The organism is Devosia sp. CN2-171 (genome assembly GCF_049354815.1).
GTDB lineage: Bacteria > Pseudomonadota > Alphaproteobacteria > Rhizobiales > Devosiaceae > Devosia_A.
This window is the reverse complement of the sequence record NZ_CP186479.1, coordinates 1,484,538-1,496,821: the sequence shown is the minus strand read 5'-3', so window position 1 is coordinate 1,496,821 and position 12,284 is coordinate 1,484,538. Positions and strand designations below refer to the sequence as shown.

13 protein-coding genes are annotated in these 12,284 nt (G+C 65.1%); 10 read left to right on the top strand and 3 right to left on the bottom strand.

What is annotated here, in order from left to right; genetic code table 11:
* Positions 1 to 37: 37 nt before the first annotated feature.
* A complete protein-coding gene (locus ACOYW5_RS07485; protein WP_423068623.1) occupies positions 38 to 523 on the top strand; it encodes a TspO/MBR family protein in 486 nt (161 codons plus the stop codon).
* Here ACOYW5_RS07485 and ACOYW5_RS07480 read toward each other — a convergent pair.
* Positions 516 to 1,742, bottom strand: a complete 1,227-nt coding sequence (locus ACOYW5_RS07480) for an acyltransferase family protein (RefSeq protein WP_423068622.1) — start codon at positions 1,740 to 1,742, stop codon at positions 516 to 518. The two genes, ACOYW5_RS07485 and ACOYW5_RS07480, sit on opposite strands and share 8 nt — an antisense overlap.
* Positions 1,743 to 1,802: 60 nt before the next feature.
* On the opposite strand from ACOYW5_RS07480, the gene ACOYW5_RS07475 reads away from it, so the two are divergent.
* From ACOYW5_RS07475 to ACOYW5_RS07450, 6 genes are all read left to right on the top strand, one after another.
* Positions 1,803 to 2,663: a cyclic nucleotide-binding domain-containing protein gene (locus ACOYW5_RS07475; protein ID WP_423068621.1), complete on the top strand. Its 861-nt coding sequence runs from the start codon at positions 1,803 to 1,805 to the stop codon at positions 2,661 to 2,663.
* Between the two features lie 79 nt (positions 2,664 to 2,742).
* A complete protein-coding gene (locus ACOYW5_RS07470) occupies positions 2,743 to 3,132 on the top strand; it encodes a Crp/Fnr family transcriptional regulator (RefSeq protein ID WP_423068620.1) in 390 nt (129 codons plus the stop codon).
* Between the two features lie 56 nt (positions 3,133 to 3,188).
* Complete coding sequence (locus tag ACOYW5_RS07465) at positions 3,189 to 3,893, top strand: Crp/Fnr family transcriptional regulator (RefSeq protein WP_423068619.1); 705 nt, start codon at positions 3,189 to 3,191, stop codon at positions 3,891 to 3,893.
* A 38-nt stretch (positions 3,894 to 3,931) separates the two neighbouring features.
* A complete protein-coding gene (gene guaA / locus ACOYW5_RS07460) occupies positions 3,932 to 5,500 on the top strand; it encodes a glutamine-hydrolyzing GMP synthase (RefSeq protein ID WP_423068618.1) in 1,569 nt (522 codons plus the stop codon).
* 72 nt (positions 5,501 to 5,572) lie between these two features.
* Positions 5,573 to 6,304, top strand: a complete 732-nt coding sequence (locus ACOYW5_RS07455; RefSeq protein ID WP_423068617.1) for a GntR family transcriptional regulator — start codon at positions 5,573 to 5,575, stop codon at positions 6,302 to 6,304.
* Positions 6,301 to 7,548, top strand: a complete 1,248-nt coding sequence (locus tag ACOYW5_RS07450; protein ID WP_423068616.1) for an NAD(P)/FAD-dependent oxidoreductase — start codon at positions 6,301 to 6,303, stop codon at positions 7,546 to 7,548. Before ACOYW5_RS07455 ends, ACOYW5_RS07450 begins: the two co-directional genes overlap by 4 nt.
* Before the next feature lie 18 nt (positions 7,549 to 7,566).
* On the opposite strand, the gene ACOYW5_RS07445 is transcribed toward ACOYW5_RS07450, so the two are convergent.
* Positions 7,567 to 8,499, bottom strand: coding sequence for a dihydrodipicolinate synthase family protein (locus ACOYW5_RS07445; RefSeq protein ID WP_423068615.1), 933 nt, complete (start codon positions 8,497 to 8,499; stop codon positions 7,567 to 7,569).
* A 343-nt stretch (positions 8,500 to 8,842) separates the two neighbouring features.
* Between ACOYW5_RS07445 and ACOYW5_RS07440 the strand changes: the two genes are divergently transcribed.
* The 3 genes from ACOYW5_RS07440 (at position 8,843) to der (ending at position 11,645) form a co-directional block, all read left to right on the top strand.
* The gene (locus ACOYW5_RS07440) at positions 8,843 to 9,232 is read left to right on the top strand and encodes a YbaN family protein (protein WP_423068614.1); all 390 of its coding nucleotides are present in this window, start codon (positions 8,843 to 8,845) and stop codon (positions 9,230 to 9,232) included.
* A gap of 77 nt (positions 9,233 to 9,309) precedes the next feature.
* The gene (locus ACOYW5_RS07435; RefSeq protein ID WP_423068613.1) at positions 9,310 to 10,182 is read left to right on the top strand and encodes a tetratricopeptide repeat protein; all 873 of its coding nucleotides are present in this window, start codon (positions 9,310 to 9,312) and stop codon (positions 10,180 to 10,182) included.
* A gap of 32 nt (positions 10,183 to 10,214) precedes the next feature.
* A complete protein-coding gene (gene der, locus ACOYW5_RS07430; RefSeq protein WP_423068612.1) occupies positions 10,215 to 11,645 on the top strand; it encodes a ribosome biogenesis GTPase Der in 1,431 nt (476 codons plus the stop codon).
* A gap of 25 nt (positions 11,646 to 11,670) precedes the next feature.
* On the opposite strand, the gene ACOYW5_RS07425 is transcribed toward der, so the two are convergent.
* A complete protein-coding gene (locus ACOYW5_RS07425; protein WP_423068611.1) occupies positions 11,671 to 12,060 on the bottom strand; it encodes a response regulator in 390 nt (129 codons plus the stop codon).
* Positions 12,061 to 12,284: the final 224 nt, after the last annotated feature.

Below are 12,284 nucleotides of genomic sequence, written 5' to 3'. Positions count from 1 at the left end.
GGTGAAACTCTAGCTCCGCGAGTGCGTTACTCGCGGTATGAGCACCCAGACCGTTACTGACCTCAAGTCCCCGCGTTCCCTCGTCATCCTCGCGATCTTCCTCGTCGTGGTCATCGGCGTCGGCGCGCTGATCGGCATCAACACCGCGCCCGGCGAGTGGTACGCCCAGCTGAACAAACCGCCGTTCAATCCGCCCAACTGGCTGTTCGGCCCGGTCTGGTTCACGCTCTATGCGCTGATCGCGATTGCAGGCTGGCGGACATTCCTCGCCGAGCCGAACGGACTGGGCATGAAGCTCTGGTACGGGCAGATGGCGCTCAACTGGTTGTGGTCGCCCGTATGGTTCTCGCTGCACCTGCTGTGGCCGGCTTTCATCGTGATCATCGCCATCTTCGCGCTGGTCCTAGCCTTCATCGCCAATCGCTGGGATCGCGACCGACTCTCGGCATGGCTTTTCGTGCCCTACGCGCTCTGGGTGGGTTTCGCGAGCTTGCTGAACCTCTCCATAGCCGTACTCAACTGACGACGGGCGACAGCCCCGAGCGGGTAGCGCCGCCTAGTTCCCGGCGCCGCGCCCACCGGATCATCGGTTCCTCCAGCATCGTGTAGGAGATGTGCGCGACGACGATGGTGACGCCGGTGATGATCGTCGACGTCACGGCGAAGCGCACCGGATCGACCGCAGTACCGTGCTGGATCAGCGGATCCCAGTAGAGGCGGACCAGTTCCAGCACCAGATAGTGCCAGATGTAGATGCCGAACGATATGCGGGCGATGTAGCGCATCAGCGCGTTGTCGAGCGCACGACCCAGCCATAGGCCTGAAGGGGCCGCGGCTAGGAACAGGGCCACCGCCAGTACGAACCACGGGAAGCCGTAGGGAACGCCGAGCCAGCCCCAGCTGTCCGGTGTGGGCGCGTCATACTGCACGACCATGCGCTGCACGGCCCAGCCGATTGCGATCAGCGCTACGAGATCGAACAGCCCTTTGCGGTACTTCGTCCAGCGCACCTGCAGGCCCGCCGCCAGCGAGCCGATGGCGAACATGGCGAAGAAGCCGAAGGGGTTGAAGCGCGGCATCCAGAATTTGGCGCCGCCGATCAGCCCATAATCCCAGCCGCGCTGGCGCAAGTCGACCCGGTAGTAGCGGGTGAACAGCCAATGGGCGAGGATGGGGAGCGCGAGAACGCCCACCCACATCAGCCGCGACTGCCAGCCCTGGCCGGCCCAGCGCGAAGCGACGAACAGCAGCGCAAAGCCCAGCGGCAGCAGCAGGTAGGACGTCACCTCGAAGCTGATCGACCAAAGCGGGCCGTTCACCTCAACCGGGAACAGCGTCACCCAGTGCCAGTCGGCGACGACGAAGATTCCGGCAACGAGGCGCAGGACCAGTTGCCAATCGAGCGCGAAGCCGAACACCGTGATGGTGAGCGCGAACGTCACCAGCAGCGCCGCCCAGTAGCCAGGCAGTATGCGCGCGGCGCGCCGCATGGCGTAGGTGCGCAGCGACGGCATGGGCTCGCCGCGATCGAGCGCCTGCCAGAATGGCCGCGCCAAGAGGAACCCCGAGAGCACGAAGAACATTGCGACGCCAAGCGTGCCCATGTCGGAGAACGGGCGTAGCCACTCCATCCAGCCGAGATCGTGCTGTTTGCTCATCCGCTGCGCCAGGTGATGGAACAGCACCGTGAGGCAGGCTGCTGCGCGAACGAAGTCAGCGCCTGGAAGGCGGTTTTCAGTCATATATCCCCTCCGCACGGACTCCCGGTCTGCTGCCGGGCTTATTCGTGCAATCGATTACAAATGGCATCACGCCGAGGCTCCGCGCAAGCCATGTTGTGGCATTGGGAGCGGCTGTGGATTTTGACGGGTCAAACCGGCCGTGCGCGGTTGACGCGGGCCGAAGCGGGGCCCTTACTCAGATCTTTCATTAAGGTATTGGCACAGATGGATTTCTCGGACTTCGCGGCCCAGCTGCTGGACCCGGCCCAGTTCCTGACTCACCTGCCTTATGCCCTGCTTGTGATCTCGATGATGATGAACGACATGGGCTGGCTGCGCGCCATCGCCATCTGCGCGGGTGTCACCCGGATCATCAACCGGGCCTTTATCCAGGTCGATTCGATCATCGTGTTCCGGGAAATCATCTTCGTCGCCGTGAACGTCATCCAGCTGGCGATCCTGTGGTGGTACGCCAAGCGCCATCGCTTCACCGGTGACGAAGAGCGCTTCGCCTCGATCATGCCGGCCAGCATCGAGCGGCGCACCGTCCGCCGGCTGCTGCGGCTCGCCCGGCTGCGCCACGTGGATGCCGGCCAGCGGCTGACCGGTGAAGGCGAGGCGGTCCACGAGCTGATCTTCATCGCCGAAGGCGTGGCGCAGGTCGAACGCGGCGGCCGCATCGTCGGTGTCTGCGGGCCGGGCGATTTTCTGGGTGAGATGAGTTTTGTCTCGGGTGGCGCGGCATCGGCGACGACGGTAGCGGCCGGCCGATGCGCTACCTCGCCTTCGATCAGAAGCGCTTGCGCGCCGCCATGGCCAATGACGGTGAACTGCGCCAGGCACTCGACGCCAGCTTCAACGCCAATCTCGTGGGCAAGCTGGCAAAAGCCACGCAGCGGTCGGCTGAATCGCCTGCGCTCCAATGACTTGGGACCGTCATAAAACTGTCAGCAAAGTGTCACGCAAAAATCAGAGAAGTGGGCATTTGGGACAGGGAACCGGGGCTTTCGCGCCTGCGGTGATGCATCACATGAACGGCAGCTTCGTCGACTTCACGCTCCTCGCGCGCGCCACCGAGGACTCGCAGATGGCCAAGGCCGGCGAGATTATCTTCCGCGAAGGTGACAACGGCGCCGAGTTCTTCGTGGTGAAGTCGGGCTCCGTCGCCATCCGCCACGGCAACAAGACATTGCAGGTGCTGGGCGAGGGCGAGATCTTCGGGGAGATGGCGCTGATCGATAGCGAGCCGCGTAGTGCCACTGTTGTCGCCGAGACCGATGCCGTAATCGTCCCCGTGAGCGAGAAGCAGTTCCTGTTCATGACCAGCGAGGCGCCGTATTTCGCCCTCAACGTCATGCGCGTGTTGGCGAAACGTCTACGGACCTCTAACAACGCTCTCCCGGGCGGCTGAGGCCGAGTCGCCATACAGCGCCGCATTTCGGTGGGGCGCCAGCCGTTGCGGTTACCATGGATGCATTGCTCGAACAGCTCCTAGAGGGGCTTACCAATCCCGTCATTCTGTTCGGGCACTTCACGTACTTCCTGCTGATCGTCTCCATGTTGCAGCGGCGCATGGTGATGCTCCGCCTCTTCGCCGTGGCGGCAGGACTGGCCAAGATCGTATATCGCTCGGTCTTCCTGTTCGATCCCGTCAGCGTTCTGTGGGAAGCGATCTTCGTTCTCGTCAACGTCGTGCAGCTGCTGCTGATCTGGTACTACGAGCGTCATCACCGTTTCGCCGATGACCACCAGCACTTCGCCGACAGCATGCCGGACGATGTCGACCGCCGCGCCATCAAGCGTCTGCTCGATCAGGCCGAACTGAAGCGCTTCGACGTGGACACGAAACTTACCGTGGAAGGCGAGCCGGTAAAGCAGCTCATCTACCTTGCTGACGGGATAGCCAAGATCGAGCACAACGGTCGGCTGGTCGCGATCTGCGGACCGGGGGACTATATCGGTGAGCTGAGCTTTCTCTCCGGCAAGCCAGCGACGGCAACGGCGACGGTGGTCAAGCCGACGCGCGCGCTGGCCTTCGAGCAGGCCAGACTGTCTGAGAGCGTCGCCGCCGATCCCCAGCTCCGTCGCACGCTGGAATCGGCGCTCAACAAGAACCTCGCGGGGAAGCTAACCCGGGCCAACGACCCAACCTCGGGGGAGGCGGTTGCGTAAGGCTTGCGGAATCCCCGGGGGCGCTTTATTTCCGGCCCATGCAAGACATCGCTGCCGCTCCCGCTGAATCCATCCTCATCATCGATTTCGGCTCGCAGGTGACGCAGCTGATCGCGCGACGCCTGCGCGAGACGGGTGTCTACTGCGAAATCCACCCGTTCCAGTCGGCCGGCGAGGCCTTCGCCCGGATGCAGCCCAAGGGCGTCATCTTCTCGGGCGGCCCCGCCTCCGTGACCGACAAGGGCAGCCCCCGCGCCCCGCAGGCCGTGTTCGACTCCGGCGTCCCGATCCTCGCCATCTGCTATGGCCAGCAGACGCTGGCCCTTCAGCAGGGCGGCGTGGTCGAGGGCGGCCATGCCCGCGAGTTCGGCCGTGCCGATGTCGAGATCAAGGAAGCCTCGCCGCTCTTCGCGGGCTTCTGGGATGTCGGCAGCCGCTACCCGGTGTGGATGAGCCACGGCGACCGCGTCACCGAACTGCCGCCCGGCTTCAAGGTTGTCGGCACCTCCGAGAACGCGCCCTTTGCCATCGCGGTGAATGAGCAGAAGCGCTACTACACCACAATGTTCCACCCCGAGGTGGTGCACACGCCCGATGGCGGCAAACTGCTTGCAGCCTTCGTTCACAACATCGTCGGACTTCGTTCAGACTGGACCATGACCGCCTACCGTCAGCGCGCGATCGAGAAGATTCGCGCCCAGGTGGGCAAGGGCAGGGTGATCTGCGCCCTCTCGGGCGGCGTGGATAGTTCGGTGGCGGCCATCCTGATCCACGAGGCGATCGGCGACCAGCTCACCTGCGTCTTCGTCGATCACGGCCTCATGCGGATGAACGAGGCAGACGAAGTCGTCTCGATGTTCCGAGATCACTATAATATCCCGCTCGTACATGTTGATGCTGCTGATAAATTCATCGGCGCGCTGGAAGGCGAAGCGGACCCCGAGACCAAGCGCAAGACCATTGGCCGGCTGTTCATCGAAGTGTTCGAGGAAGAGGCGAAGCGGATTGGCGGCGCGCAGTTCCTGGCCCAGGGCACGCTGTATCCCGATGTCATCGAGAGCGTCAGCTTCTCGGGCGGCCCCTCGGTCACCATCAAGTCGCACCACAATGTCGGCGGCTTGCCGGCGCGCATGAACATGCAGCTGGTCGAACCCTTACGCGAGTTGTTCAAGGACGAAGTCCGCGCGCTCGGCCGCGAACTCGGGCTCCCGGACCGCTTCGTCGGCCGCCACCCGTTCCCGGGCCCCGGCCTCGCCATCCGCCTGCCGGGCGGCGTGACCCGCGAAAAGCTCGATATCCTCCGCCGCGCCGACGCCATCTATCTCGATGAGATCAGGAAGGCCGGGCTTTACGACAAGATCTGGCAGGCCTTCGCCGTGCTGCTGCCGGTGCAGACCGTCGGCGTGATGGGCGACGGCCGCACCTACGAGTTCGTCTGCGCCCTGCGTGCAGTGACCTCGGTCGACGGCATGACCGCCGACTTCTTCCCCTACGACATGAACTTCCTCGGCCGCGCCGCCACCCGCATCATCAACGAAGTGCGCGGCATCAACCGTGTGGTCTACGACGTGACCAGCAAGCCGCCGGGCACGATCGAGTGGGAATGAGTCCGAGGCTCTAGCAGCTCTCGGAGGCGCCGACGTGGTGATCGGCTTTCCGGGGGGCGAGGAATTAGGGCGATGGCGAAAAAGCGGGTGGCGGAGACCGAGGAGTTGGCGGAGCCACGCAAGCGTGGCCATGGCGCGCAGACGGTCTACGAAAAGCTGCGCCGGTCCATCCTAGACCTGAGCCTGCCACCCGGAAGCCCGCTCGACGAGATGCGCCTTTCCGAGGAGTTCAACCTCTCGCGGAGCCCGATCCGCGAGGCTATGGTGCGGCTGGCGGCCGAGGGGCTGCTGACGACACTGCCCAATCGCAACACGATCGTCGCTCCGATCGACTTCGTCAATCTGCCGGTCTATTTCGAGGCCCTGACGCTGATGTACCGCGTCACGACCCGGTCAGCGGCGGTGCACCGGCGTCCCGAACAGATGGGTCGCATCAGGGCGCTCGAGGCGGCTTATGCCGACGCCGTCGAGCGTCGTGATGCCCTGGGGATGATCGCAACCAACCGTGAGTTTCACGTCGCGGTGGCCGAGGCCGGCGGCAACGTTTACTTCACCCAGCTCTTCGCGCGGCTGCTCGACGAGGGGCGCCGGGTGCTACGTCTCTACTATCAATCGTTCGATGACGACCTGCCGCGCCGGTATGTCGACGAGCACAGCGACATGGCCGCGGCCATCGAGGCCGGCGACGCCGATCGTGCCGACCAGCTGGCTGCGGCGCACGCGGCGCAGATCGTGCGGCAGATCCAAGCCTATATGGCGCGCGACACTGTCAGCGGGATCGATCTCTCCGGGAAGGCCAAGTGAGCCGCATCGCGGTTATCGGTGCCGGCATTGTCGGTAGTGCTTCGGCGACCTGGCTGGTGGCGCAAGGGCACGATGTTTCGGTGTTCGACGCCGATCCCGACGGCCTGCCGACGTCGTCCGGCAACGCGTCGCTGATTGCGCTGCCGGAGATCGCGCCTCTCGCCAGTCCGGGCGTGCTGGCTGCGGTGCCGGGCTGGCTGCTGGATCCGCTCGGGCCACTGGCCCTGCGCTGGCCTGATCTGCCGGCGCTCGTTCCGTGGCTGCTGGCCTTCCTCGCATCGGCGACGCCCTCGCGCGGACAGCATGTGCGGCAGGCGCTTGCCGGCCTGATGCGGACGACGCTGGCCGACCACGAGGCCATGGCGGCCGTCGCCGGCATCACTGGCCACCTGCGCCAGAGTGGCTACCTTTCGGTGCACGCGAACCAGCGCGGGGTCGCTGCTGCAGCCGACGAGGCGCGGCGGGTAAATAGTGTGCTCGGCCTCGATTTCGAGGTGCTGGACGCCGCGGCGGCGCGGCGGCATGTGCCGCCGCTCGAAGGCGAGTTCGCCGGCGCCGTCTATCAGCCAGGATACTGGATGGCCACCAATCCACTCACCGTGCTGCGGCAGTACCAGACGTTCCTGCGGCAACGGGCACGGCTGCTGGCTGGTCGCGTTCGCGCCATCGAGCCACAGGCAAGCGGGGTCGCTGTCTCCTTGGAATCCGGTGAGACGCAGAGCTTCGACCAGGTGGTCGTCGCGGCCGGAGTGTGGTCGCGCGATCTGGTTCGCCGGCTTGGCCTCAAGGTGCTGCTAGAAACCGAGCGCGGCTACAACACCACCTTCAGCGATCTCGGTTGGAACCTGCCGATGCCAGTGGGCTTCTCGGACCATGGCTTCGTCGCGACGCCACTGGTCGACGGGTTGCGGGTGGGCGGTGCAGTGGAACTGGCGAAGCCGGATACACCGCCCAACTACAAACGGGCCGCGGGGATGCGGGCAAAGATGCGGGCCTATGTGCCGTCCTTGCCCGAGGGCGGTGCCGAATGGATGGGTCGACGCCCGTCCACGCCGGATTCGCTACCGGTCATCAGTCGGCATCCGGGTGACCGCCGGGTATTGTTCGCGTTTGGCCACGGTCACCTCGGCCTGACGCTCAGCGCCACGACCGGCCGCTTGATCGCCGAAATGGCGGCAGGCGGCGAGGAGCGGCCGGAGTTCTCCATCAGCAGGTTCCAGCATCGAGTCCGGCCCGCCGCGTGATTCACTGGGTGGCGAAGATCAGGCGGCCCAGGCGCCGTACCAGCTGCGGAAACGCTGCAGCGACTGTTCGGCAAAGGCGCGCTGCGAGGGGCTGAGCGCGTCGGTCTCGTTGAAGTGAAGCTCGTATTCCTCCTCGCCATTGAGGACGAGAAGGTACTTGAAGTAGAGCACCAGGTCCGGGCCGGCGTCCCAGGTCGAGAGGTTGATGAGTGCTTCTTCCAGCTCCTTGGCGCGGCGCCGCGCGACCGGGTCGCCCTTCTGGCCCCTCTGGCAGAGATCGACCAGATGCAGCACTTCCTTGGGCAGGCAGTTGCCGATGCCGGTGATCGCTCCCGCGGCGCCGCACTGGATGAAGCCGTGGTAGACTGCGGTATCCACGCCCACCATCAGCGTCAGGTCCGGGTCGGCCGAGGTGATGTGTTCGGCCGCGTAGGAAAGATCGCTCTCGCCGCCGAACTCCTTGAAGCCGACGAGGTTGGCGTGCTCGGCGCGCAACGCGAAGAACAGGTCGGCGCGGGTGGCGAAGCCATAGTAGGGGCTGTTGTAAATCACGGCCGGCAGGCCGGGAGCCGCAGCGAGCAGGGCCTTGAAGTGCGCCTTCTGCGCGGCGGCGGATGAACCGCGCGAGAGGACGCGCGGGATCAGCATCAGTCCGGCGGCCCCGACCTTCTGAGCGTGCGCGGCATGGGCTACGGCGGCCGGGGTGTTCACCGCGCCAGTCCCCACGATAACAGGGATGCCGGCGGTAACGAGGCGCTCGACGCCTTCCATGCGCTGCGCATCGGTCAGCAGCGGCCAGTCGCCCATCGACCCGCAGTAGACGACCCCGGACATGCCCAGTCCGATCAACTCCTTGGCCTTGCGGACTAGCGCATCGAAATCAGGCGTCCGGTCGGCACGGCAGGGGGTCATCAGGGCAGGAATGCACCCAGTGAACGGGCTCTTGTCCATAGGATCAGCTCCAGGGGCAGAAAATCACGATCGAGCAAGCGAAGTGCGCTTCGCTTCGGTCTCCCAATAGCGGCCAGCCGACAGTTTGTCGACAGGTGGGTAGGGGGGTCGGTGTGCGCGGGTCCCAGCCCTTAACGAGCGAAATGGGTCGACCGCCGTCGACTGTCGTTGTAACCAGCCCAGGTCGACGCGCCGAATAGGCCAGCAAAACCGCGTCGCGGAAAGCGTCGGTCATGAACCGGCCTTCAATGTTGCCGGAAGATATGTTTCAGGTGCAAACACAATCACTTAGCAGAGGCATCACGGTCGAGTGGGCGTAGGCGAGGGCGACGAGCCGATAGTTGTGGGTACCAAGCGCGCCGCCGCGTTGCGCTTCGCCTATCTTGTTGCCGGCTTCGTGCTGCTCGGCCTTGGCATCATCGGCGCCTTCCTGCCGCTGATGCCCACCACCATTTTCGTCATCCTCGCCGCGGGCTGCTTTGCCCGCTCGTCCGAGCGGATAGAGGGTTGGCTGCTGAACCACAAGCGCTTCGGCCCCGTCATCAAGGCGTGGCGCGCCGAGGGCGCCATCCCGCGCCGCGGCAAGGTCCTGGCCGCCATCGGCATGGTGGTTGGCTATGTGCTGTTCCTCATCGGCGCACGCCCCGACTGGATGCTGGCGCTGTTCGTGCTCGCCGTGTTCGGCGGCTGCGCCTGGTTCGTGCTGTCGCGTCCGGAACCCCGCGGAAACTAGCGGCGCCGCAGCGTTTGCATTCGCAGTGACGCCTCTCTATGTTGCGCGCAAATTTCGACCCCGTTTCACTGAGCTACATGTCCAACGAAAACATCATTCGCGAAATCGACGAGGAACTGCGCAGCGACCGCGCGCGCAAGCTCTGGAAGACTCTTGGCCCGTTCGTGATCGGCGCCGCCGTGCTCGTCGTCCTCATCGTCGCGGTGAACGAGGGCTGGAGCTGGTGGCAGAACTCCAATTCGTCCCGCTCGTCCGACCAGTTCTACAGCGCGCTCGAGATTTCGGACGGTACCGACCTCGCCGCGGCCCAGAAGGCGCTCGATGACGTGATCGCCGCGAACCACGGCGGCTATCCGGCGCTGGCGAAGTTCCGCGAGGCAGCGCTGCTCGCCAAGAACGGCAAGACCGCCGAGGCGATCGCCGCCTATGATGCGCTCTCCACTTCGGAGACGAACAAGTATCTGCGCGAACTGGCGCTGATCCTCTCGGGCAGCCTGCTTGTCGACGATGGCGATGTGGCCAAGGTCGAGCAGCGTGTCGGCGGCATGGTCAACCCGAACTCGGTGTTCCGCAACGCGGCGCGCGAAGCCATCGGGCTCGCCAAGTACAAGGCCGGCGACCTCGCCGGCGCGCGCCAGAGCTTCGAGGACGCAGCGAACGATCCGCTGGCGAGCCAGGAACTCCGGGCCCGCCTCAACATCTACCTGGGTCAGCTGACCGCCGAAGGCGTTGCGCCGCCCGCTCCCGCAGCTGCCGCCGAAGCGCCTGTCGTCGTCGATCCAGCCACGGCCGCTCCTGCCGACAGCTCGGTGGGCGACGCGCCCGCGCTCGACACCACGCCGCCTGCCGACGCCGGTGGTGCGATGGCCCCGGCCGCCGATGCACCGGCGACGGACGCTCCCGCCATGGCCCCGGCCACCGAAACCGCTCCCGCGGCTCCGGCCAACTGATCTAGACGCCTGGCGTCGCATCTGGGGTCACGATGACCGTTACCGTCGCCATTGTTGGCCGCCCCAATGTCGGCAAGTCGACGCTGTTCAACCGGCTTGTCGGCAAGAAGATCGCGCTCGTCGATGATACACCCGGCGTGACCCGCGACCGGCGAGAGGCCGAGGGCCGCATCGCCGACCTGCGCTTCAAGGTGCTCGACACCGCCGGCTACGAGGATCGCACCGACGGCTCGCTCGAAGACCGCATGCGCCAGCAGACCGAGATCGCCATTCGCGATGCCGACGTCATCCTGTTCATGATCGACGCACGCGCCGGCGTGACGCCGCTCGACGAGCGCTTCGCCCAGGTCCTCCGTCGCGCCAGCAAGGACGTGCATCTCATCGCCAACAAGGCCGAGGGCAAGGCCGCCGACCCCGGGTTGATGGAGGCCTACAGCCTTGGCTTCGGCGAGCCGGTGGCCCTGTCGGCCGAACACGGTCTCGGCCTGTCTGACCTGCATGCGATCGTCTCCAAGGCTGTGGATGCGGCGGCCGAGAAGGCCGAAGCCGCGGCGGTGCCGGAAGACCTGATGCCGGAGGTCAACGTCGATCTGCCCGAGGACGACGGCTCGACCGAGGACGGGCCGGCCAAGCGTTGGGACCCCAACCGCCACCTCAATGTCGCGATCATCGGTCGCCCGAACGCCGGCAAGTCTACGCTCATCAACCGCATGGTTGGCGAGGAGCGGCTGCTCACCGGCCCCGAGGCCGGCATCACCCGCGACTCGATCCTGGTTCCGTGGGAATACAACGGCCGGGTCATCAATCTGGTCGATACCGCCGGCATGCGGCGCAAGTCGCGCATCGAGCAGAAGCTGGAGAAGCTCGCCGTCAGCGATTCCCTTCGCTCGATCCAGTATGCCGAAGTGGTGGTGCTGCTGCTCGACGCGCAGATCCCTTTCGAAAAACAGGACCTGACGCTGGCCGATCTCGTCGAGCGCGAGGGCCGGGCCCTGGTGATCGCGGTCAACAAGTGGGACACGATCGAGGACAAGAATGCCAAGCTTGCCGAGTTGCGCGAGCAATGCGAACGCTACCTGCCGCAGCTCAAGGGCGTGCCGCTGGTTACCATCTCGGGCCTGCAGGGGCGCAACATCGACAAGCTGATGTCGGCGATCTTTGCCATCGAGGCCAAGTGGAACAGCCACGTCTCGACGGCGCGGCTTAACCGCTGGCTCGCCGGCATGACCGAGAGCCATCCGCCGCCGGCTGTGTCCGGCCGGCGTCTGAAGCTACGCTACATGACTCAGGCCAAGATCCGGCCCCCGAGCTTCATCCTGTTCGCCTCCCGTCCCGAGGTGGTGCCCAACGCCTACCAGCGCTATCTGGTAAACGGGCTGCGTGACGCCTTCGATATGCCGGGTACGCCGATCCGGCTATGGCTTCGCGGCGGCAAAAACCCGTTCGACAAGAGCGACAAGTAGGGGCCAGGACTGCACGATCCGCAGGTCAGGAGGGCTTGTTCGCGCTAATCCCGGCGGTCTGGACAAGCTCGGTGACAGCCTGGAGCAGCGCCTCGTCGCTAAATGGCTTCGCCATTACTCGGGCATCCGGAAAGTGCTCCAGGACCTCATCTGCGCTCGCGGCGGTGCAGAAGATGAAGGGAACGCCGCTGCGCGACAGCCGGGCGACCAGCCCGTTGGGTTCGCCATGCTGAAGGCGGAAGTCGATCAGTGCAAGGCGAATGTCTTCGCGGTCGAGCAGCTCGAACGCCTCTTCGGGATTGGTCGCGATCATCACGCGGTAGCCAGCGGCCACCAACGGCGCCTCGAAAACGGAAGCGACCAGATAGTTGGTCTCGACGACCAGTGCCGTGGGGCGAGAAGTGAGCTGTGTCATTGATCTTTCAAACGCAGGAGTACCACCCACTCAAAGTGGGCAGGTGAATGAGTGCGCTTGCTAAACGCCCGGATGCAGCGTCTTTGGTGAGATGTCGGGAGGGCATCCGCTCGTCCGGTCCGGGTATACGTCTACGCCGATACAGCCACTTCCGCACCAAACTATGACATGTGAGGTGTAGTTTCTGCACGTCGTTGCCCGGTGCTCGTGCAGTGCGGGGCGCT